Source organism: Clostridium sp. AF19-22AC, from assembly GCF_003479085.1.
Taxonomy (GTDB): domain Bacteria; phylum Bacillota; class Clostridia; order Lachnospirales; family Lachnospiraceae; genus Faecalicatena_A; species Faecalicatena_A orotica.
In genome coordinates, this window is the sequence record NZ_QUGN01000002.1 from 396,218 (window position 1) to 418,004 (window position 21,787).

A 21,787-nucleotide genomic window follows, 5' to 3' on the forward strand; every position below is an offset into this window, starting at 1 on the left:
GATTCTCATACTTTAACCTATGAACATGCGGGTGCACGTAAGTTTAAAAACACGGTGCTTCGCAATGTCATATGGGGATACCTGGCAGTATCAGCTTTCCTGTTCCTTATTTGAAAGCATACTTGAGTATTCCCGACTTTTTCGGATGTATGCAAGTGCACGAATTTTTTCCATACAGTTCAATGCTCTGCATGGACTGACATATCAGGAGAGATACTCTACCTGTTCTACGATCTCTCCGCCCCTCATATAAACACGGGGAATTCTCCTGCCGAGACAGCAGACGAATTCGTAGTTGAACCTTCCGCAGATGCTGCTCAGTTCCTCTACAGGAATGTGTTCCTCACCGTCGTATCCAACCAAAACCACCTGGTCCATAAACTTCACGTCCGGTATGTCTGTCACATCGACCATAAACTGGTCCATGCAGACGCGGCCCAGTATCCGGGCACGTTTTCCACGGATCAGGACGTCCGCCTTGTTGGACAGTCCCCTGGAATAGCCGTCCGCATAACCGACCGGAACGGTCGCAACTTTCATTTTTCTTTCGGCTGTAAACGTTCCCCCGTAACTGATGGAAGTCCCGGCTTCTATCTCCTTGACGAAAATCACGTGGCTGATCAGTTCAAGTGCCGGTTTTAAATCGACCACCTCACGGCACACCTCTTCGGAAGGATACATCCCGTATGTGGATATCCCCGCCCGGACCAGATTATGCTTCATGTCAGGGAAATCTATGATCCCTGCACTGTTGTCACAGTGATAATATGTAATATGGACCCCCTGTGCCTCAAGGGCATTCTTCATCCAAATAAACTTCTCGTGCTGTTCTAACGTGTAGCTCTTATCCGTCTCATCAGCTTTTGCAAAGTGTGTGAATGCACCTTCCAGCTCCACGTAGGGCAGACGGCTGATTTTTTGAATTTTTTTTACACTGTCATGGTCTGGCAGAAAGCCAAGCCGTCCCATCCCAGTGTCTATTTTGATATGGAATCGTGCGGTTTTTCCGAGACGGTCAGCTGCTTTTGCAATCTCTGATGCTGTTTCTTCCATGTAAATTGTGGCACGGATGTCGTATTCCAACATCTCCTCATACTGTTCCGGAAAGATACAGCCAAGAACTAGAACAGGCTTCTTAATCCCAGCCTTTCTTAGTAAAACAGCCTCCTCCAGAGTTGCCGTTGCAAATCCCCAGACATCGTTATTTTCCTCAAGCATTCGGGCAATCGGTACCGCACCGTGTCCATAACCGTCTGCCTTGACAACGGCTATAAGCTGTGCGCCGTCCCCAATCCGCAGTTTCATCTGTTCCATATTATATGCAACTGCATCCAGGTCTACCCTGACAAATACTCTGCTGTATTGTTTCATTTTCCCATACTCTCCTCTGTCTTTTTTGTGCAGGAAGCAATTCCCGCGATCAAATCCTCTGCCAGTACACTGTAAGAACCCTTTGCGGCTTTTGCCTCATCGCCGCCACAGGCATGCAGGTAAACGCCCAGTACAGCCGCCTCATAAGGATCCATATGTTGTGCAAGAAGGCCGGCAATTACCCCCGCAAGGACATCGCCGGAACCGGCTTTTGCCATAGAACTGTTTCCCGCAGTATTTACAAAATTATGTTTTTTCCTCTTAGCCACAACCGTCCTTGCATCTTTCAGGACACACACAACACCATATTTTTCTGTAAAGGCTTTTACCTTTTCAAAACGTTCTTCCTGAAGTTCCGCTACCGAACAGCCGAGAAGGCCGGACATTTCCTTCATATGCGGTGTCAGGATAAGAGGTCTCTCTGTCGTTATCAAGAGTTCGGGATGACAGCTTAATATATTCAGTCCGTCTGCATCAGCCACACAGGGGACCCTGACTTCTTTCAGTGTCGTTTCCAGAATACTTTCTGAAAGCCTGCTCTGCCCCAGACCGCATCCAATACATACCACGTCCGCCCAGCCAAGCAGGTTCTTTAGTTTTTCCTCTTCAAATTCAGTATATGTTGAGATGATGGCTTCGGGGAGCAGCTGCTGCAGAATCACGCGGTTATCCTCTGAGGTATAGATCTGAACAAGTCCCGCCCCGCTTGTATAAGCAGCCTTTGCACTTAAGTAGGCGGCACCGGACATGCCCTTGCTTCCTGTAATCATCAGGACCTTCCCGTAAGTGCCCTTATGGGAGTTCGGCCGTCTGGGCGGCATAAGGTCCGGCAGATCTTTTTTCTCATAGGTATAACAGATATCATTTTCCTTTTCAAATAATCCGCATTGGATACCAATATCAGCCACAACTGTCTTTCCTGCATACATATGCCCGGGATGGAGGATCAGTCCCAGCTTTTCACACTGGAAGGTAACTGTCAAATCTGCCTGAAAAGCACAGCCAAGCACCCTGCCCGTGGCAGAACAGATCCCGGACGGGATGTCTACGGCCACTTTCTGCCCGCTTAAAGCATTCATTTTTACGATAGACTCCAGATAGTCCCCCGTGATTTCTCTATTGAGTCCTACCCCGAAAACTGCATCCACTATAGTAGTATATTCCTGACGGCATACAGTTGTTACCATCGGCACGCCACATTTTTCTGCAATTTCCTTCTGCCTGCGGCAGTCGGCACTCATGGAGGATTCATGGCCCACAAATACGGCCGTAGCATCATATCCTTTTTCTTTCAGCAGCCGGGCAACGGCAAAACCATCCCCGCCATTGTTGCCGGAACCGCAGAATATAAGTGGTTTTTCCAGATTGATTTGTTCCCGCTCCATAGCTTCCACAACTTTTAAGGCGGCCCGCTCCATTAAAACCAGGGACGGCAGGCCAATCTCATTGATGGTAAAGCTGTCCGCTTTCTGCATCCATTCCCCTGTAGGCAGATATCTCATATGCTCTTCCTCCTTGTTTACTTTCAAATTTCCCAAAATACGCCGAAATGAAATGACGTGTAAAAAAGGCACCGCCTTCGTTACACGTCCTGAACGTCTTTGTTAAACTCAAATTTCTACTGTTTACGCTTTGCTGCCGTGTTCCTCATTATAGCTTGTGATATTGTAGGAAAGTTTCATCAGACTATCTGAGAGGTGTACACTCTCTACAATGACATCATCCGGAAGGTTTAGATCCGTATGTGCAAAGTTCCAGATAGCTTTAATTCCATTTGCTACAAGCAGGTCTGCTACTTCTATTGCTTTTGATTTTGGAATCGTAAGCGCTGCAATTTCTATTTCGTTATGTTTTAAAAAGTCTTTTAATTCATCCATCATGCGGACCGGTATGCCGCGGATAGAAACACCTTCGAGTCTCGGATTCACATCGAACAGTCCTTTCAGACTGAAACCACTCTTCTCAAAAGACGCGTAATTCGCAAGTGCCTGCCCGAGATTGCCGGCTCCAATTATAATCATATTATGCTGTCTGTTTAAACCGAGGATCTTCCCGATCTCTGTATAAAGATACTTTACGTTATATCCATAGCCCTGTTGTCCAAAGCCGCCGAAATTATTTAAATCCTGACGGATCTGTGAAGCAGTGACACTCATCTTCTTGCTCAGGTCATTTGACGAAATCCGCTCAACCCCTGCATCCAGTAATTCTCCCAAATATCTGTAATATCTTGGCAGCCTTCCTATTACCGCACGTGATATTTCTCTCTCTTCCACAGTTATCACCCTCCAAACTTAGTCTAGTACATCGTTTTGTAATGATCTATGCTCTTCATAATATGATACATAGGTACTTACAAAACAATGTACCGAATTTTATTATATAGAATTGTGTGGACAAAGTCAATTTTTTAGTTGTATTTTACTTTATTTTCGCTATAATGAAATAAGTATGTATTTCCTTATTACGGCCAAAACGCTGTAAAATAAGGCACACTTAAGATGCAGGAGGTTAATTATGATACTCGCATGTCATAATCTTAATAAATCATTCGGAGACCAGCTGATCGTAAAAGACGGGTCTTTCCATATAGAAGACAGAGAAAAGGCCGCACTTGTCGGCGTAAACGGGGCGGGCAAATCCACCATTTTAAAGATGATCGTGAAGGAAGAGCCCATAGACAGCGGTGAGGTTGTTCTGACAAGGGGGAAGACGCTTGGCTACCTTGCACAGCAGCAGAAGCTGGAAAGCGGACGTTCCATTTATGAGGAGGTCAAGACCGCTAAGGCCGATATTATTGCAATGGAACAGCAAATCCGCACGATCGAACATGAATTGAAGTCATTAAACGGTGAGGAACTTGAGAAGCGGCTGGAAACCTATAACCGCCTTATGTCACAGTTTGAAGCACAGAATGGATATGCCTATGAAAGTGAGATCACCGGCGTCTTAAAAGGTCTTGGTTTTGGTGAAGAAGATTTTAATAAGATGACGGACACCCTTTCTGGCGGGCAGAAAACCCGTGTCTCCCTCGGTAAGCTGCTGCTGACCAAACCGGATATCCTGCTCCTTGATGAACCGACGAACCATCTGGACCTGAATTCCATCACCTGGCTGGAAACCTATCTTCTGAACTACCCGGGTGCTGTTTTTATTGTATCCCATGACCGTTTCTTCCTGAACCGTGTCGTGACAAAGGTAATCGAAGTTGAGAATGGGGCTGTCCGCATGTATGCCGGGAATTACAAGGCGTATGCGGATAAGAAACAGCAGATCCGGGATGCCATGCTCAAAGAATACCTGAACCAGCAGCGTGAAATCAAGCATCAGGAAGCTGTCATTGAAAAGCTCCGCTCCTTCAACCGCGAAAAGTCTATCAAGCGTGCAGAGAGCCGGGAAAAGATGCTGAACAAGATGACGCTTGTGGAAAAGCCACAGGAGCCCGCTAAAGAGATACACTTTTCCCTGGAACCATCCTGCATCAGCGGAAATGATGTTCTGTCCGTGGAAGAATTATCCAAATCTTTCGATCATCAGATCCTGTTCCAGAATATCAGCTTTGATATCAAACGAGGGGAACACGTGGCTGTTATCGGGGACAACGGGACTGGAAAGACAACCCTGCTCAAGATACTCAATCAGGTAGTTTCGCCGGATACCGGGTCATTTACTCTGGGTTCCAAAGTGAAGATAGGCTATTATGACCAGGAACACCATGTACTCCATGACGGAAAGAATATTTTCGATGAAATCTCGGATGATTACCCGACCCTCACGAATACGCAGATACGCAATACACTGGCTGCATTCCAGTTTACCGGGGATGATGTCTACAAGCTTATTGGCGATTTGAGCGGCGGTGAAAAAGGCCGCGTTTCTCTTGCAAAGCTTATGTTGTCCGAGGCGAATTTCCTGATTCTCGATGAGCCGACGAACCATCTGGACATCACATCCAAGGAGATTCTGGAAAAGGCCCTGAATGAATATACGGGCACCGTCCTCTATGTATCACACGACAGGTATTTTATTAACCAGACGGCCGGGCGGATTCTGGAACTTGTCAATCAGACGTTCGTGAACTATATCGGGAATTATGATTATTACCTTGAAAAGAAAGAAGAACTGACTGCGGTTTATGCATCTTCCACCGACTCCCCGGCATCTGTTTCAGACAATACCGCATCATACGGGGAGGATATCGGATCTGCATCAGATGGGCGTTTAAGCTGGCAGGAACAGAAGGAACAGCAGGCGAAAGAACGTAAACGGCAAAGTGATTTGAAAAAGACCGAGGACAGGATCGCAGTTTTGGAAGAAAGAAATGCCAGGATTGATGAGCTGATGACACATGAGGATGTCTATTCCAACTCTGTGAAATGTCAGGAGCTCGCCGTAGAGAAATCTGGAAATGAAGAAGAGCTGGAACTGCTTTATGAAAAGTGGGAGGAACTGGCCCAATAAAAGAGGAACACCTGACACACGCAAGTGCCGGGTGTTCCTTTTTTGCAGCCCCTTCGGGGGCTGTACATTCTATAGGTGTGCTGCGATTGCTTTGATGAAGTCCTCGCTGTTTAATACTGTAGGATTCTCAATAGTGGTAATCAGGGCCAGATCCTTTGTCATGCTTCCTGCTTCAATCGTGTCAATTGTGGCCTTTTCCAGTCTGTCTGCAAATTCCATCAGCTCTTTGTTCCCGTCCAGTTCACCGCGTTTTCTGAGTGCGCCTGTCCATGCAAAAATAGTGGCAACAGAATTTGTGGAAGTCTCCTCCCCTTTCAGGTGTTTGTAATAGTGGCGCTGAACAGTTCCGTGGGCAGCCTCGTATTCAAAGTATCCTTCCGGAGATACAAGTACGGATGTCATCATTGCGAGGGAGCCGAATGCAGAGGATACCATATCACTCATAACATCACCGTCATAATTCTTGCAGGCCCAGATATAACCGCCTTCTGATTTCATAACGCGGGCAACCGCATCATCGATGAGGGTATAGAAATATTCGATCCCCGCAGCCTTGAATTTATCATCAAATTCAGCATCATAAATTTCCTGGAAAATATCCTTGAAGGTGTGGTCATATTTCTTTGAGATCGTATCCTTTGTTGCAAACCACAAATCCTGCTTTGTATCCAGTGCATAGCTAAAGCAGCTTCTTGCAAAGCTTTCGATGGACTGGTTCAGGTTATGCATTCCCTGCACGATACCCGGTCCGGCAAAGTTATGTACCAGCTCTTTTGTCTGTGTCCCGTCTTCGGCAGTATAGACTAATTCTACTTTTCCTGCACCCGGAATCTTCATCTCTGATCCTTTATACACGTCACCGTATGCATGTCTTGCAATAGTGATTGGCTTCTTCCAGTTTCTGACACACGGTTCGATTCCTTTAACAACAATCGGAGCACGGAAAACGGTTCCATCGAGGATTGCCCTGATTGTACCGTTCGGGCTCTTCCACATTTCTTTCAGGTCGTACTCATCCATCCGTGCGGCATTCGGAGTGATTGTTGCACACTTTACGGCTACTTTATATTTCTTCGTCGCATTGGCAGAATCAATGGTTACCTGATCGTCTGTCTCGTTTCTGTGTTCCAGTCCCAGGTCATAGTATTCTGTGTTGAGTTCAATGTATGGTTCAAGAAGATTGTCTTTGATCATCTTCCAGAGGATACGTGTCATTTCGTCCCCATCCATCTCAACTATAGGTGTCGTCATCTTAATCTTTTCCATCTTATCTGTCTCCTCCTAAAATTTCTTCGTAACCTTGTTTCTTCAGGTTCTGTATGACATGCAGAATGTGCTCGTTAGCGAGCTGCTCTGCAAGGTCTGCATCTTTGTCACGAATTGCACGTAAAAGCTGCTTGTGTTCCCGGATCGACTTGCGGGCGCGTTCTTCTGCCACAACAGATGTCTTTCGTGCCAGCTGTACATATTTGTGGAAATCCAGTAATACATGGCTTAATATACGGCTGTCGGATGCCTCATAGAGAATCGCATGGAACTTACCGTCCAGCTCTGCCATCTGTTCTGCACTGCCGCCCCCTTCTCTTTTCATATGGAATTCAGAAAGAAGCATAATCTCATCAAGTTCATCTAACTGTTCGTCCGTAATATTTTCTGTTGCCCATCTGGCACAGAGTCCTTCCAGCATGGAACGGATCATGTAGATATCACTGACGTCCTTCGGTGAAATGCCCGTTACATATGCCCCCTTATTGGGAATGATGGAAACAAGCCCTTCCAGCTCCAGCTGTCTTAAAGCCTCCCGCACGGGTGTCCTGCTGACCCCTAATTCTTTCCCAATCGTGTTCTCCCTTAATTCATCGTGTTCCTTATATTTTCCTTTCAGAATATCATCCCGGATTCTTTGAAACACGCGGCTGCTTAAGGAATTGTCCTGATAATCTCCCATTTTGTTTTTATGTCCTCCCAGGTCAGAGTGTTATATGCAGTTCACTGCATACACTGTCTATTTTGGCAATTAATTCTTCATCTGTCAAGACCGTAACCCGACCTTCTTCATATTCTTTGTCGACCCACTGTTTTATTTCTTTCACAATTTGCGAATTTTTATCGACCTGACGGTCACCCGAAAGTTTATAATAAGCATTGATCCAGTATGCAATCCCTGCAGCGCCGGATGTGTTGGAAACCGAAACAAGCGCCGGCCGGTTCAGGTATTTTTCAGTATCGAAAATATTATAAATTTCTTCATTCTTCAGCATACCGTCTGCATGGATTCCCGCACGTGTAACATTGAAGTTCCTTCCAACAAATGGTGTTCTCGAAGGAACACGGTAGCCAAGTTCTTTCTCGTAATATTCGGCCAGCTCAGTAATCACTGTTGTATCCATCCCGTCCAGTGTCCCGCGCAGCTGTGCATATTCAAATACCATTGCCTCCAGCGGTGTATTTCCGGTGCGCTCCCCGATTCCGAACAGGGAACAATTCACGCCGGATGCCCCGTACAGCCATGCCGTTGTAGAGTTGTTGACCGCTTTGTAGAAATCGTTATGGCCGTGGAATTCGATCAGTTCACTCGGAACCCCGGCATGAGTCATTAATCCATAGATGATTCCCGGTACAGACCGCGGTATAACGGCACCCGGAAAATTCACTCCGTATCCCATCGTATCACAGGCACGGATTTTCACCGGAATCTGATATTCTTCCATCAGCTTCATCAGTTCCAGACAGAACGGGATCACAAACCCGTAAATGTCAGATCTGGTGATATCTTCCAGATGGCATCTCGGCCGTACTCCCGTCTCCATACATTCCCTGACTACAGAAAGATAATGTTCCAGCGCTTCTCTCCTTGTCATCTTGAGCTTGTAAAAGATATGATAATCGGAACAGCTTACGAGGATCCCTGTTTCCTTCAGCCCAATATCCTTAACAAGCTGGAAATCCTTCTTGCTTGCCCGGATCCAGCTTGTCACTTCCGGAAACTGATATCCCTTTTCCAGACATTTATAAACAGCATCCCTGTCCTTCTTGCTGTACAGGAAGAACTCGCTCTGTCTGATCTTTCCCTTATGGCCTCCGAGTTTATGTAAATAATCAAAAATCGTCACGATCTGTTCTGTCGTATAAGGAGCCCTTGACTGCTGACCGTCACGGAAAGTCGTATCTGTAATCCAAATCTCGTCCGGCATATTATGCGGCACGATCCTGTCATTGAAAGCGATCTTCGGAATCTCGTCATAATGAAACAAATTCCGGAAAACATTCGGAGTATCCACATCCACCAGCGGATACATATGTTCTTCCAGTTCCAGCAAATTCGTATGCTTGTTTAAAAATACCTTCCTGTTCTCCATTTTTAAATACCTCCTGGTCTAATCAAACTGCTTTATTCACAAAGGCAATGAGCCCTCGATACATATTGTATATTTGCATCCTTGTATAATTGTATACAATCTTCTTTTTCCTGTCAATAAAAAAGTGGAGAAAATGGAGAATTTTTACTACAAAAAAGGAAGCACCCGGAAAGAACTGCCTGATTATTAAAAATCAAACGTCTCCTTCCGGTACCTCCTGCCTTATTGGAAGTGTCTGGCTGTGCAGTTTTCTTTCCTGTACACTACAGGATTACACGCACCTTCAGAACACCCTCGATCCTGCTTAATTCCTCTTCTACTTCTTTGCTGACATCTCCATCGATATCCATCATAGTATAGGCATATTCTTTCCTGCTCTTGTTTGCCATCAGGGAAATATTCATGTCTGCCTTAGCAAGAAGAGCGGTAAACTGTCCCAGCATGTTCGGTTTGTTATGGTGGAGGATCGTGATTCTGGAGCCGCCTTCTTTTTTACCCATATCGCAGTCCGGATAATTTACAGAATGTGTGATATTGCCGTTCTCCAGATAATCGATGGTCTCCTTGACAGCCATCTTTGCACAGTTATCTTCCGACTCCTCTGTGGACGCGCCAAGGTGCGGGATTACAATTGCACCCTTTACCCCTGCGACCTCCGGTGTCGGAAAGTCTGTTACATAGCCCTTTACCCTTCCGGATACAAGTGCATCTACCATATCCTCGCCATTTACAAGAAGGTCTCTTGCAAAGTTCAGGATGACCACATTTTTCTTCATCAGGCTGATTGTATCTTTGTTGATCATGCCCTTCGTATCATCCAGCGCCGGAACATGGATGGTAATGTAATCACATTCTTTATAGAGCTCATCGACCGTTTTTGCGTGGTGAATACTTCTTGAAAGCTTCCATGCGGCATCTACAGACACATACGGGTCATATCCGTATACATCCATCCCCAGATGTGTTGCAGCATTGGCAACAAGGACACCAATTGCCCCGAGTCCGATTACACCGAGTTTTTTGCCTTCCAGCTCTGTCCCTGCAAAAGCTTTTTTCTTCTTTTCTGTTATTTTTGCGATATCGCCGTCTTCTTCATTTTCCTGTACCCAGTTAATTCCGCCGATGATATCACGCGCTGCAAGCAGCATACCTGCAATCACAAGTTCCTTTACACCGTTTGCATTTGCGCCCGGTGTATTGAAAACGACAATCCCCTTCTCTGCACATTTTTCGAGAGGAATGTTGTTGACCCCGGCTCCTGCACGGGCTATCACCTTCAGATTCCCACTGAATTCCATCTCATGCATAGATGCACTCCTTACGAGTATCGCATCTGCCTCCTCAGGCTTTTCGGTTTTTACATAACTTTCATCAAATTTCTCCAGTCCTACATGAGCGATTGGATTCAGACAATTATACTTATACATCTTACAGATTCTCCTCCTCGAACTTCTTCATAAATGCAACGAGTGCTTCCACTCCTTCATATGGCATGGCATTATAAATACTTGCGCGCATTCCACCCACGCTTCTGTGCCCTTTCAGGTTCTCAAGGCCTGCCGCTTTCGCCTCCTTCACAAACCTGGCATCCAAATCAGCATCTCCTGTCACAAACGGGACGTTCATCAGGGAGCGGTCTTTCTTCTCTACCGTGCCTTTAAACAGTCTGCTCTGGTCGAGGAAATCATACAGAAGGGCTGCTTTCTTTTCATTGCGTTCCTTCATAGCTTCCAGGCCGCCCATAGCCTTCAGCCATTTAAATACTTTTCCACAGATATAGATTCCATATGCCGGCGGAGTGTTATAGAGGGACTTCGCATCTGCGTGTGTCTTATATGTAAGCATTGTCGGTGTGCCCGGCAGTACATCCTCTGTAATCAGGTCTTCACGGATAATGACAATAACCATACCGGCCGGCCCGATATTTTTCTGGACTCCGCCATAGATAATTCCATATTTTGTGACATCAACAGGCTCTGATAAAAAGCAGGAAGATACATCTGCAACAAGAGTCTTACCCTTTGTATTCGGAAGCTCTTTGAATTTTGTTCCATAGATCGTATTATTCTCACAGATGTAAACATAATCTGCATCTTCTGAAACAGGAAGATCTGAGCAGTCCGGGATATAAGAAAATGTCTTGTCTTCTGAAGAAGCGATTTTATTGACTTTCCCGTATTTTGCGGCCTCACTGGCAGCCTTCTTTGCCCACTGGCCCGTCACAATATAATCTGCGACCCTGTTCTTCATCAGGTTCATCGGGATCATGGCAAACTGCTGGGAAGCACCGCCCTGAAGGAACAGCACCTTATAGTTGTCAGGAATATTCATAAGCTCCCTGAGATCAGCCTCGGCTGTACCTATAATTTCCTCGAAAGCCTTTGAGCGATGACTCATTTCCATTACCGACATTCCGGTCCCGTTGTAATCTAACATTTCTTCTGCTGCTGACTTTAATACTTCCTCCGGTAATACTGCCGGTCCTGCTGAAAAATTGTACACTCTACCCATTTCTAATTTCCTCCTGAACATATTTATCAAATCCAACATCCCGGCATGTACATGCACGGCGGGATATGTTTAACGGTGGTTCATATCGTTCTCGTCAAAAGCCTCACTGATTGCGGCTCCTGGTGCTACCATAGGCCATACTTTATCGTCTGAATCAATCTGGCAGTCGATCACGATTGGTTTTTTCAATTCCATTGCTTTTGCAAAAGCTTCTTTAAACTCATCCTGTGTTGTCACACGGATGCCCTCTGCACCCATAGCCTCTGCAAGCTTCACGAAATCTACGGCGTCGTTCAGCACAGTTGCGGAGTAACGCTGTTCGTAGAACAGATTCTGCCACTGGCGCACCATTCCGAGGACATGGTTATTAATCACGACCTGGATAACAGGAATCTGGTATCTGGCTGCCGTAGCAATCTCATTCATATTCATGCGGAAACAACCGTCCCCTGCAATATTTACAACGAGCTTATCCGGGCACCCCATCTTAGCACCGAGTGAAGCGCCGAGTCCATAACCCATCGTGCCAAGGCCCCCTGATGTCAGGAAGGTGCGCGGTTTTGTATATTTATAAAACTGTGCGGCCCACATCTGGTGCTGGCCTACCTCTGTAACAATGAGGGCGTCACCCTTTGTCTGCCTGTAAATTTCTTCTACGACAAAAGGTCCTGTCAGCATATCTGTATGATAACTGAGCGGATATTTCTCTTTATATTCCTGAATCTTCTTCATCCAGTCCGGGTGGGACTGCTGTGTCAGTTTCGCATTTACCCTGCTTAAGACTTCCTTTAAGTCTCCGACAACGCCGTCAGTGATAATGACATTCTTATTCATCTCGGCCGCGTCGATATCAAACTGGAGAATCTTCGCGTTTTTAGCAAACTTCTTTGTATTTCCCGTGACACGGTCACTGAACCTGGCCCCGATTACGATCAGCAGATCACATTCACTGACCCCGTAATTGGACGTCTTCGTACCGTGCATGCCAAGCATGCCTGTGTACCGCTCATCGGTTCCCGGAAATGCGCCTTTTCCCATAAGGGAATCTGTAACAGGTGCATCTGCTTTGTCTACAAACTCTTTCAGTTCTTCGCTGGCGCCGGAAAGTACGGCACCGCCGCCGACAAAGATGAACGGCCTCTTTGCCTTGCTGATCAGGGAGACAGCCGTATCAACGTCCTTCTCACAGATATCTTCTGCATCCATAGGCTGTACAGGCTTAATTTCTACCGGTTTGTAATCTGCCTTATTACTGGTTACATCCTTTGGTATATCGATCAGGACAGGTCCCGGCCTTCCGGTCTGGGCTATCTTAAACGCCTTGCGTATGGTCTCTGCCAGTTTGCTTACATCTTTTACAATATAGTTATGCTTTGTAATAGGCATGGTGATCCCGGCAATATCGATTTCCTGAAAACTGTCTTTACCAAGAAGTGATACCCCTACGTTACAGGTAATTGCCACAACAGGTATGGAATCCATATAAGCAGTCGCAATCCCTGTGACCAGATTCGTAGCCCCCGGTCCACTGGTGGCAAAGCACACACCGACTTTTCCCGTGGCTCTTGCGTATCCATCTGCCGCATGTGCAGCTCCCTGCTCATGGGATGTCAGGATATGCCTGATTTCATCACTATGTTTATATAATGCATCATATACATTCAAAATTGCTCCGCCCGGATACCCAAAAACAGTATCCACGCCCTGCTCTTTTAAACATTCGATTACAATCTCTGCTCCATTTAAATGCATGGTCAGAACCTCCTAATTTTTCTTTGGTACTTCCAGAATCGCTCCTCTGTTTCCTGAGCTGACCATGGACGCATACCTCGCAAGATATCCGGTCGTGATCTCAGGTTCTTTCGGCTGCCATTTTGCTCTCCTTGCCTCCAGCTCTTCAGCAGAAACATCCAGATCCAGTGTCAGCTCCGGAATGTTGATCTTTATGATATCCCCTTCTTCCACAAGCGCGATCGGGCCGCCTACAGCCGCCTCCGGTGATACATGGCCAATGGATGCACCTCTGGATGCGCCACTGAAACGGCCATCCGTGATCAGGGCAACAGAGGAACCGAGGCCGTAGCCTGCAATGGCAGAAGTCGGGTTCAGCATTTCCCGCATTCCCGGTCCGCCTTTTGGTCCTTCATAGCGGATTACAATGACGTCACCTGCATTGATCTTCCCGGTCTTGATTGCTTCCGTTGCTGCTTCGTCACTCTCGAAGATCCTTGCCGGCCCTTCGTGCACAAGCATTTCCGGAACGACTGCGGAACGTTTTACAACGCTTCCGTCAGGAGCAAGATTTCCTTTTAAGACAGCAATTCCACCAGTCTCACTGTATGGATTTTCAATCGGGCGGATAACCTCAGGATTATGGTTGATGCATCCCTCAATATTCTCACCAACGGTTTTTCCTGTTACGGTCAGACAGTCTGTATGCAGCAGTCCTTTTTTATTCAGTTCGTTCATGACGGCATATACACCGCCTGCCTCATTTAAGTCTTCAATATATGTAGGCCCCGCCGGTGCCAGATGGCAGAGGTTCGGAGTCTTTTCACTGATCGTATTCGCAAACTCAATCTCAAAATCCATACCAATCTCATGGGCAATAGCCGGGAGGTGCAGCATACTGTTCGTAGAACATCCGAGTGCCATGTCCACGGTCAGTGCATTGAGGATTGCTTCCTCTGTCATAATATCTCTCGGACGGATATTCTTTCTTACAAGCTCCATGACCTGCATACCTGCATGTTTTGCCAGCTGGAGCCTTGCGGAATATACGGCCGGAATCGTTCCGTTTCCTTTAAGACCCATTCCAAGTGCCTCTGTCAGGCAGTTCATGCTGTTGGCTGTATACATTCCCGAGCAGGAACCGCATGTCGGACATGCTTTGTTTTCAAATTCGCATAAGTCTTCTTCAGACATTGTTCCTGCAGCATAGGAGCCAACTGCCTCAAACATACTGGAGAGACTGGTCTTGCTGCCCTTTACATGGCCTGCAAGCATCGGACCGCCGCTGACAAAAATAGTCGGTACATTGATTCTTGCGGCTGCCATCAGAAGTCCGGGCACATTCTTATCACAGTTTGGAATCATGACGAGCGCATCAAACTGGTGGGCCATCGCCAGAGCCTCCGTAGAATCCGCGATCAGATCTCTTGTAACAAGGGAATACTTCATTCCCACATGCCCCATGGCGATTCCGTCACATACAGCGATTGCAGGAACCATGATCGGAGTTCCCCCTGCCATAGCCACGCCCATCTTAACCGCTTCTGCAATTTTATCCAGATTCATATGCCCCGGGACAATCTCGTTATAAGAACTGACAACACCTACCAGTGGTCTGTCAAGCTCCTCCTGTGTCATTCCCAGTGCATTGAACAGGGAACGGTGGGGAGCCTGCTGTGCTCCTTTTGTTACTGTATCACTTCTCATCTTAAAAACCTCACTTTCTACTTATGCCACAAAAGCTTCATATATGTTATGTTTCGTTACAGTTCATACTATGTTTCCTGATATCTGCCAAATACGCATTCACCTTTATTAGTGAATATAAGAACAGATTCTGTCCCCCATCTCAGAAGTCGAAATCTGCGTCTTTCCTTCAGACATAATGTCTATTGTGCGGTATCCGTCTTTTAATACCTGTGAAACCGCATTCTCTATCGCTTCTGCCTCCTGATCCAGATCAAAAGAAAAGCGAAGCATCATCGCTGCAGACAATATTGTAGCAATTGGATTTGCAATCCCTTTTCCTGCAATATCCGGTGCAGACCCGCCGCTCGGCTCATATAGGCCAAACTTCGTCTCATTCAGGCTTGCCGATGCGAGCATTCCGATGGACCCTGTCACCATGCTGGCCTCATCCGAAAGAATGTCTCCGAACATATTCTCAGTCAGAATTACATCGAACTGCCCCGGGTCCTTTACGAGCTGCATCGCACAGTTGTCGACGAGCATATTCTCCAGCGTCACTTCAGGATAGTCCGCTGCAACCTCCTCCACAACTTTTCTCCAGAGTCTGGAGGAATCCAGTACATTTGCCTTATCAACACTCGTCACCTTTTTGCGCCGTTTCATGGCAATATCGAAACCGCGTTTTGCAATTCTGCGTATTTCGTTCTCATTATATGTAAGCTCATCCGTGGCGGTCATGACGCCGTCTACTTCAACAGTCTTTCTATCTCCAAAATACAGACCTCCGGTCAGCTCGCGCATAATCATCATGTCAAATCCGCCGTCTGTAATCTCTTCCTTCAGGGGACAGGCCCCTTTCAGTTCATCATAGAGTACTGCAGGACGCAGGTTGGCGAACAGGTTCAGCTCCTTGCGGATCTTCAGAAGTCCTGCTTCCGGCCTTTTGGAAGGCTCCAGCTGATACCAGGGAGAAGTCTTGGCATCTCCGCCGATAGACCCCATCAGTACCGCATCACTCGCTTTCGCCGCCTCAATCGTTTCATCCGTCAGAGGCACCCCATGTACATCGATAGAAGCCCCGCCCATTAAAAGCTGCGTATAAATACATTCATGTCCGTATACTTCTCCCGTTTTATCCAGTACCTTCATAGCCTCCGTCACAATCTCCGGCCCGATACCGTCTCCTTTAATGACTCCAATATTCAGTCTCATATCAAACAACACCCTTCTACAAGAATTAAAAATACTATTTTTAATAATACCGTATTTTTCGGCACGTTTCAACCCTTTAATTCGTAAAAGTGTAAATGGGGGGTGGGAATTTTGTAGACTGATGTACGCTTTCGAGGGAGGACGGGGGTGTTTACGTGGACGGTATTGGGGGTTAAACGGGTCTAATGAAACAGGCGCAGGAAATGCAGGCACCGCCGGCATGCGACCAAACGCCTGATGCGTTTGCTCTGTAGCCGGCTTGAAATCAGGCTTGGTGAGCCTGATTTCATCCTGCATTTCCTGTGCCTGTTTCACAAGGCCCGCTAATCCCCCAACAACACCCCCGTAAACACCCCCGCCCTCCCTCGAAAGCTGCGCTCATCCAACCGCAATAAAACACCCCACCCGGAAGGATTTCGGCGGAAAAACGAGGCCAGATATTTCATTCCTAAAATTTACAATGCTTTCAAATTAAGTCCAACAGCGCTCCTGCCCCACATCTCCTCCCCGCGGAGCAGGGGGAGGAAGTTTTCTGGCTTGAATAACGCAGCCCATCAGGGCCTGCGGGATGCTTTCGGGGGACAGGCCGTTTGCGAAGAGGCACTAACAGAAAAAGAACGGGATTTCATGGAACCGACAGCCATTCACCGGGTAATCTTGATGATTACCCGGCTCAGGCCGTCTTGAAAATTGTTTTGGTAAACAATTTTCATCCATGAAATCCCGCTCTTTTTCTGCAAGTGCCTCTATTCGCGCACTTAAATGCCCTCCCGAAAGCATCCCGCAGGACCTGACGGGCGACCCCTTTTCAACCAAATTAACAACCTCTCTCCGTACTTACTCCGCAGACGGCTTCTCGATCTGTGCGATTGCAGCTTTCTGCATTGGTATACGGCAGTTTTTGTTATTTCCGAATTCTACGATTACGTCATCATCTGTGATATCGATTATTACACCGTAAAAACCGCTTGTTGTTAATGCGGTATCGCCTACTTCCATTGTTGAGAGCATTGCCTGCACTCTCTTCTGCTCTTTTTTCTGAGGGCGCATGAGCAGGAACCACATACCACCGATGATTACTACATAAATCAGGATGATACCACCCATTCCTGTTGCTCCGCCTGCAGCTAATAAACCATTCATCTTATTTCCTCCTAATTACTATCTTCAAACAATAAGTCTACTATACACAAAAATGGATGATTCTTCAAGTATCTTTTAGAATTTCCGCATATTTTTATGAATTTTTTATATGTCTTTTCCGTTTTTCATACCTTCGAGTTTCTTTTCCTTATATGACTTGTATTCTCCTGCTTCGATCGCTGCACGGATTTCTTCCATCATGGTATTATAAAAATACAGGTTGTGCAGGACGCAGAGGCGCATACCAAGCATCTCTTTAGCCTTCAGGAGGTGTCGGATGTATCCCCTGCTGTAGCTTCTGCAGGCCGGACACTGGCAGCCTTCTTCAATCGGACTGTCATCCAGTTCGAACTTTGCATTAAACAGGTTCAGTTTTCCGTGGTTGGTATAGACGTGGCCATGCCTTCCGTTTCTGGTTGGATACACACAGTCAAAGAAATCCACGCCTCTTTCTACTCCCTCCAGGATGTTAGCCGGGGTCCCGACGCCCATCAGATAAGTAGGCTTCTCAACCGGAAGGTAAGGAACGACTGCCTCCAGAATGCGGTACATCTCCTCATGGCTCTCTCCTACGGCAAGACCGCCGATGGCATATCCATCCAGTTCCATTTCCGTGATCTGCTTTGCATGTTCGACGCGGATATCCTCGTAAATGCCACCCTGGTTAATTCCGAAAAGCATCTGTTTCTGGTTGATCGTATCGGGCAGGGAATTTAAACGGTCCATCTCGGTCCTGCAGCGTGCAAGCCAGCGTGTTGTTCTGGCCACGGAATCTCTCATATATTCTCTGTCTGCGATACTGGACGGACATTCATCGAATGCCATCGCAATGGTGGACGCAAGGTTGGACTGAATCTGCATACTTTCCTCCGGGCCCATGAATATCTTGCGGCCATCAACGTGGGAATGGAAATGAACACCCTCCTCCCTGATCTTGCGGAGGTCTGAAAGTGAAAACACCTGAAATCCGCCGGAATCCGTGAGAATTGGCTTGTCCCAGTTCATAAACTTATGAAGGCCGCCCATTTTTTTCACAACCTCATCTCCCGGGCGCACGTGAAGGTGATAGGTGTTCGATAATTCTACCTGTGTCTTGATTCCTCTCAAATCATCTGTGGAAACCGCACCTTTGATCGCTGCCGCTGTTCCCACATTCATAAATACCGGCGTCTCAATGACCCCGTGGACCGTATGAAAACGGCCCCGCTTAGCAAGACCGTCTCTTTTGATTAATTCGTACATAGTTACCTCGTTGTATTTTTTTCCTGATTAGTAATGAATAATAACCGGTGTTCCTACTGAAAGCATACTGTACAGGCTTGCTGCCTGATCGGGCGGCATGTTAATGCATCCGTGGGAACCGATTGACGTATACAGGGAACCGCCGAATCCCGGCTGCCAGTTTGCATCATGGAAGCCGATTCCGGTCCATGTAACGCGCATCCAGTAGCTGACAGGGGTTTCATATTCTGGTTTTCCTGTATCCGGCTGAATCTCTCCGACCAGTGTCTTATCCAGCTGCATCTCCAGAATATTGTAAACACCTGAAGGAGTCTCCTTTTCCGGGGTAGGAAGCCCGGTGACGACATCCGTTTCCAGTGCAATGTTCCCGTCTACAATATACCACATATGCTGTGTGGACAGATCGACCTCGGCATAGGTATTGCCCCAGTCCTGTGCGGCATGGGCAGCTGCGGTCTGGTAGTAGGCAGGCTCTTTAGATACGGTCTCCCCGTTCTTAATGCTGTTAACCAGTGCCTCGAATTCTGTGTCTTCATCAATTGACCAGCCGTATGTCCCGCCGGACACCTCGGCAGTCTTTCCTGTCGGAGTCGTGATCGTTCTGGCAGTCCCTACAGTATCATATTTATCACCGAAGCCTGTCAGCCAGTTTCTGACTTCATCCTCATTAAATGTCACCTGCATGTTATCGTCCACAGTCAGCCAGGTTGAGATCAGGGCCTTATCTACCACTTCCGTCTCTGTCATCGTATAGGTAATGCTTGCCTGTACATACTTGTTCATGGCATCGCATGCTTTCTTGACTTCTTCTGAATCAGATGTAAACTTCGGCTCAGCGTAGCACTCTTCTTTTTCCATATCCAGATCTGTCTTAAATTCAGAAATATAGGTATGCACCTTTTCCTTCAGCACGTCCATATTTACTGCAGTGCCGATGACCTCAGGCTCGATGACGTACTTCTCACCGTTGAACTTCGGGTAGGCTGACTTCGGGGCTGTCTGCTCCGCCGTTACTGCCTGCAGACTGCCGACCGCCTGATTGAGCGCTTCCTCATCATAAGACACTTCAATCGTAACCTTCGCCGAATTTTTAGAAAACAGTGCCGCCGGCCATGCAAAACCATTCTGCTTTTTCAATGCCTTCTGGATATCGTTATTCTCCTTGTATGTAAGGGAAATATCCGTTCCATCTATTGTATCCGACTTATTGTCTTTCTCATGAACCGTCAGACTGTAATCCTTCACCTGCTTTTTCAGATACTCTTCTACATCAGATACTTTTTTACCAGAAAAATCATGACCATTGATTTCCGTATTAATATAGAAGTGACTCATAAAGAAAACAGAAGTACCAACATACGCTGCAATCAATACAGCGGCTATGCATCCAAGGATGATCCAGAGCTTCTTCATACTTTTTTTATTTCCGCCTTTCTTTCTCCCGGGCTTCTTATTCTTTTTCTTTGGTTCCTCCTCATCTGGAAAAATATCATCCAGATCTTCCTCTTCGTCGAAAATGTCTACTTCCACCGGAACTGGTTTCTTCTTTGCTTTTACGGGGACAACATCCGGTATAACCTGGGTCTTTGCCATATCATCTGATGAACCGTCCTGTTCTTTAAGTTCATCCGCGGCATCCTCTTCCTCGTCAAAGAAGTAATCTTCATCATCTTCGCCGGGTTCATCATCCAGATAATAATCATCATCTGACTCGTCTATTTCATCAAAGTAGTAATCTTCGTCAAAATCTTTATCTTCTGAGTTGTAACCATCTGATTTTTTCATGTCGCGTTCGCTCATCTAGTATTACTCCCTCTTTTTTATCAATATCTAGTCCACATTATATTACGAATCCTGGTAAATGTACAGTAAAAAAGTATGAACTTAAAGATAAATTAAGGATTGCACGTTTATATAACTTCTTATATAATAAGTCTATGTGCAAAAAGAAAGGAGTACTACCATGAGTGGATCAACATTTGGCAAACTGTTTCGCGTAACAACCTGGGGTGAATCACACGGTGCCGCTATAGGTGCGGTTGTGGATGGATGTCCTGCAGGGCTTTCCTTATGTGAAGCTGATATACAGGAATATTTAAACCGACGAAAGCCGGGACAGAGTAGATATACAACAAAAAGACAGGAAACGGACCAGGCAGAGATACTTTCCGGGGTTTTTGAAGGAAAGACAACAGGCACTCCCATCTCTATTATAGTCCGCAACCAGGACCAGCGATCCCGTGATTACGGGAATATCGCGTATACCTATCGTCCTGGGCATGCGGACTATACTTTTACCCAAAAGTACGGATTCCGTGATTACCGGGGCGGCGGCCGGTCTTCCGGCAGGGAGACAATCGGACGGGTTGCCGCAGGCGCTGTTGCTTCCTTATTATTAAAAGAGATGGGGATCAGCCTGACTGCCTATACGAAATCAGTCGGTCCTGTTACAGTTCCATCTGATGCGTATCATTTCGATGAGATTACAGAGAATACTCTTTATATGCCGAACAATCAGGCTGCCAAAGAAGCCGCCGGACATCTGGACCTCCTGATGAAGAACCAGGATTCATGCGGAGGCACGGTTGAATGTATGGTGGACGGACTTCCGGTGGGACTTGGCGAACCGGTATTCGACAAACTGGATGCGTCTCTTGCAAAAGCGCTTATGTCCATCGGTGCGGTGAAAGCGGTGGAGATCGGTGACGGTATTTCTGCCGCGGCTTCATCCGGAAGCAGGAATAACGATGCGTTTGCTGTCAGGGATGACAGGATAATAAAGGAAACGAACCATTCCGGCGGTACTCTGGGCGGCATGAGCGACGGTTCCACACTCCTGGTACGGGCGTCCTTTAAGCCGACACCGTCCATTTCACAGATTCAGCATACAGTAACAGAGGAAAAAGAAGAAACAGAGCTTTCCATCCACGGACGGCATGACCCGATCATCGTACCGCGCGCGGTCGTGGTAGTGGAAGCTATGACAGCCCTTACAATCGCGGACCTGCTTCTGGAAAACATGAGCAGCCGCCTGGATAAAGTAAAAGCCTATTATACGGAGGATTAGA

At 46.8% G+C, this 21,787-nt stretch carries 17 protein-coding genes; 3 read left to right on the forward strand and 14 right to left on the reverse strand.

Annotated elements, in window-relative coordinates; translation table 11 throughout:
- Positions 1-204: 204 nt before the first annotated feature.
- The 3 genes from alr to DWX43_RS03870 form a co-directional block, all read right to left on the reverse strand.
- A complete protein-coding gene (gene alr, locus DWX43_RS03860; RefSeq protein WP_118618876.1) occupies positions 205-1,371 on the reverse strand; it encodes an alanine racemase in 1,167 nt (388 codons plus the stop codon).
- Complete coding sequence (locus tag DWX43_RS03865; protein ID WP_118618878.1) at positions 1,368-2,873, reverse strand: NAD(P)H-hydrate dehydratase; 1,506 nt, start codon at positions 2,871-2,873, stop codon at positions 1,368-1,370. Before DWX43_RS03865 ends, alr begins: the two co-directional genes overlap by 4 nt.
- A 123-nt stretch (positions 2,874-2,996) precedes the next feature.
- Positions 2,997-3,647, reverse strand: a complete 651-nt coding sequence (locus DWX43_RS03870) for a redox-sensing transcriptional repressor Rex (protein ID WP_109730433.1) — start codon at positions 3,645-3,647, stop codon at positions 2,997-2,999.
- Positions 3,648-3,888: 241 nt separating this feature from the next.
- On the opposite strand from DWX43_RS03870, the gene DWX43_RS03875 reads away from it, so the two are divergent.
- Positions 3,889-5,832, forward strand: a complete 1,944-nt coding sequence (locus DWX43_RS03875) for an ABC-F family ATP-binding cassette domain-containing protein (protein WP_118618880.1) — start codon at positions 3,889-3,891, stop codon at positions 5,830-5,832.
- A gap of 69 nt (positions 5,833-5,901) precedes the next feature.
- Here DWX43_RS03875 and DWX43_RS03880 read toward each other — a convergent pair whose 3' ends face one another.
- From DWX43_RS03880 to leuB, 8 genes are all read right to left on the reverse strand, one after another.
- Positions 5,902-7,098 (reverse strand): NADP-dependent isocitrate dehydrogenase, encoded by a 1,197-nt coding sequence (locus tag DWX43_RS03880; protein ID WP_109730435.1) that lies wholly within the window; start codon positions 7,096-7,098, stop codon positions 5,902-5,904.
- A gap of 1 nt (position 7,099) precedes the next feature.
- Positions 7,100-7,780, reverse strand: a complete 681-nt coding sequence (locus DWX43_RS03885; RefSeq protein WP_109730436.1) for a GntR family transcriptional regulator — start codon at positions 7,778-7,780, stop codon at positions 7,100-7,102.
- A gap of 22 nt (positions 7,781-7,802) precedes the next feature.
- A complete protein-coding gene (locus DWX43_RS03890) occupies positions 7,803-9,191 on the reverse strand; it encodes a 2-isopropylmalate synthase (RefSeq protein ID WP_118618882.1) in 1,389 nt (462 codons plus the stop codon).
- A 263-nt stretch (positions 9,192-9,454) separates the two neighbouring features.
- Positions 9,455-10,618, reverse strand: coding sequence for a phosphoglycerate dehydrogenase (locus tag DWX43_RS03895; RefSeq protein WP_109730438.1), 1,164 nt, complete (start codon positions 10,616-10,618; stop codon positions 9,455-9,457).
- A gap of 1 nt (position 10,619) precedes the next feature.
- Positions 10,620-11,702, reverse strand: coding sequence for a 3-phosphoserine/phosphohydroxythreonine transaminase (gene serC, locus DWX43_RS03900; RefSeq protein WP_118618884.1), 1,083 nt, complete (start codon positions 11,700-11,702; stop codon positions 10,620-10,622).
- 69 nt (positions 11,703-11,771) lie between these two features.
- Entirely contained in the window at positions 11,772-13,454 is a 1,683-nt protein-coding gene (ilvB, locus tag DWX43_RS03905; protein ID WP_109730440.1) for a biosynthetic-type acetolactate synthase large subunit, read from the reverse strand.
- A 12-nt stretch (positions 13,455-13,466) separates the two neighbouring features.
- The gene (ilvD, locus tag DWX43_RS03910) at positions 13,467-15,140 is read right to left on the reverse strand and encodes a dihydroxy-acid dehydratase (RefSeq protein WP_109730441.1); all 1,674 of its coding nucleotides are present in this window, start codon (positions 15,138-15,140) and stop codon (positions 13,467-13,469) included.
- A 108-nt stretch (positions 15,141-15,248) separates the two neighbouring features.
- The gene (gene leuB, locus DWX43_RS03915; RefSeq protein ID WP_118618886.1) at positions 15,249-16,334 is read right to left on the reverse strand and encodes a 3-isopropylmalate dehydrogenase; all 1,086 of its coding nucleotides are present in this window, start codon (positions 16,332-16,334) and stop codon (positions 15,249-15,251) included.
- Between the two features lie 537 nt (positions 16,335-16,871).
- On the opposite strand from leuB, the gene DWX43_RS26880 reads away from it, so the two are divergent.
- A complete protein-coding gene (locus tag DWX43_RS26880) occupies positions 16,872-17,021 on the forward strand; it encodes a hypothetical protein (protein ID WP_182440611.1) in 150 nt (49 codons plus the stop codon).
- Between the two features lie 150 nt (positions 17,022-17,171).
- On the opposite strand, the gene yajC is transcribed toward DWX43_RS26880, so the two are convergent.
- The 3 genes from yajC to DWX43_RS03930 form a co-directional block, all read right to left on the reverse strand.
- Positions 17,172-17,477, reverse strand: coding sequence for a preprotein translocase subunit YajC (gene yajC, locus DWX43_RS03920; RefSeq protein WP_025657375.1), 306 nt, complete (start codon positions 17,475-17,477; stop codon positions 17,172-17,174).
- 105 nt (positions 17,478-17,582) lie between these two features.
- Positions 17,583-18,719, reverse strand: a complete 1,137-nt coding sequence (gene tgt / locus DWX43_RS03925) for a tRNA guanosine(34) transglycosylase Tgt (RefSeq protein ID WP_109730443.1) — start codon at positions 18,717-18,719, stop codon at positions 17,583-17,585.
- 27 nt (positions 18,720-18,746) lie between these two features.
- The gene (locus tag DWX43_RS03930; RefSeq protein ID WP_242995973.1) at positions 18,747-20,519 is read right to left on the reverse strand and encodes a L,D-transpeptidase family protein; all 1,773 of its coding nucleotides are present in this window, start codon (positions 20,517-20,519) and stop codon (positions 18,747-18,749) included.
- Positions 20,520-20,682: 163 nt separating this feature from the next.
- On the opposite strand from DWX43_RS03930, the gene aroC reads away from it, so the two are divergent.
- The gene (gene aroC, locus DWX43_RS03935) at positions 20,683-21,786 is read left to right on the forward strand and encodes a chorismate synthase (protein ID WP_109730444.1); all 1,104 of its coding nucleotides are present in this window, start codon (positions 20,683-20,685) and stop codon (positions 21,784-21,786) included.
- Position 21,787 lies beyond the last annotated feature (1 nt).

Bases quoted from the DNA above. Each gene is read 5' to 3' on its own strand.
- alr (WP_118618876.1), bottom strand. From the start codon at position 1,371: ATGAAACAATACAGCAGAGTATTTGTCAGGGTAGACCTGGATGCAGTT.
- DWX43_RS03865 (WP_118618878.1), bottom strand. From the start codon at position 2,873: ATGAGATATCTGCCTACAGGGGAATGGATGCAGAAAGCGGACAGCTTT.
- DWX43_RS03875 (WP_118618880.1), top strand. From the start codon at position 3,889: ATGATACTCGCATGTCATAATCTTAATAAATCATTCGGAGACCAGCTG.
- DWX43_RS03880 (WP_109730435.1), bottom strand. From the start codon at position 7,098: ATGGAAAAGATTAAGATGACGACACCTATAGTTGAGATGGATGGGGAC.
- DWX43_RS03885 (WP_109730436.1), bottom strand. From the start codon at position 7,780: ATGGGAGATTATCAGGACAATTCCTTAAGCAGCCGCGTGTTTCAAAGA.
- DWX43_RS03890 (WP_118618882.1), bottom strand. From the start codon at position 9,191: ATGGAGAACAGGAAGGTATTTTTAAACAAGCATACGAATTTGCTGGAA.
- DWX43_RS03895 (WP_109730438.1), bottom strand. From the start codon at position 10,618: ATGTATAAGTATAATTGTCTGAATCCAATCGCTCATGTAGGACTGGAG.
- serC (WP_118618884.1), bottom strand. From the start codon at position 11,702: ATGGGTAGAGTGTACAATTTTTCAGCAGGACCGGCAGTATTACCGGAG.
- ilvB (WP_109730440.1), bottom strand. From the start codon at position 13,454: ATGCATTTAAATGGAGCAGAGATTGTAATCGAATGTTTAAAAGAGCAG.
- ilvD (WP_109730441.1), bottom strand. From the start codon at position 15,140: ATGAGAAGTGATACAGTAACAAAAGGAGCACAGCAGGCTCCCCACCGT.
- leuB (WP_118618886.1), bottom strand. From the start codon at position 16,334: ATGAGACTGAATATTGGAGTCATTAAAGGAGACGGTATCGGGCCGGAG.
- yajC (WP_025657375.1), bottom strand. From the start codon at position 17,477: ATGAATGGTTTATTAGCTGCAGGCGGAGCAACAGGAATGGGTGGTATC.
- tgt (WP_109730443.1), bottom strand. From the start codon at position 18,719: ATGTACGAATTAATCAAAAGAGACGGTCTTGCTAAGCGGGGCCGTTTT.
- DWX43_RS03930 (WP_242995973.1), bottom strand. From the start codon at position 20,519: ATGAGCGAACGCGACATGAAAAAATCAGATGGTTACAACTCAGAAGAT.
- aroC (WP_109730444.1), top strand. From the start codon at position 20,683: ATGAGTGGATCAACATTTGGCAAACTGTTTCGCGTAACAACCTGGGGT.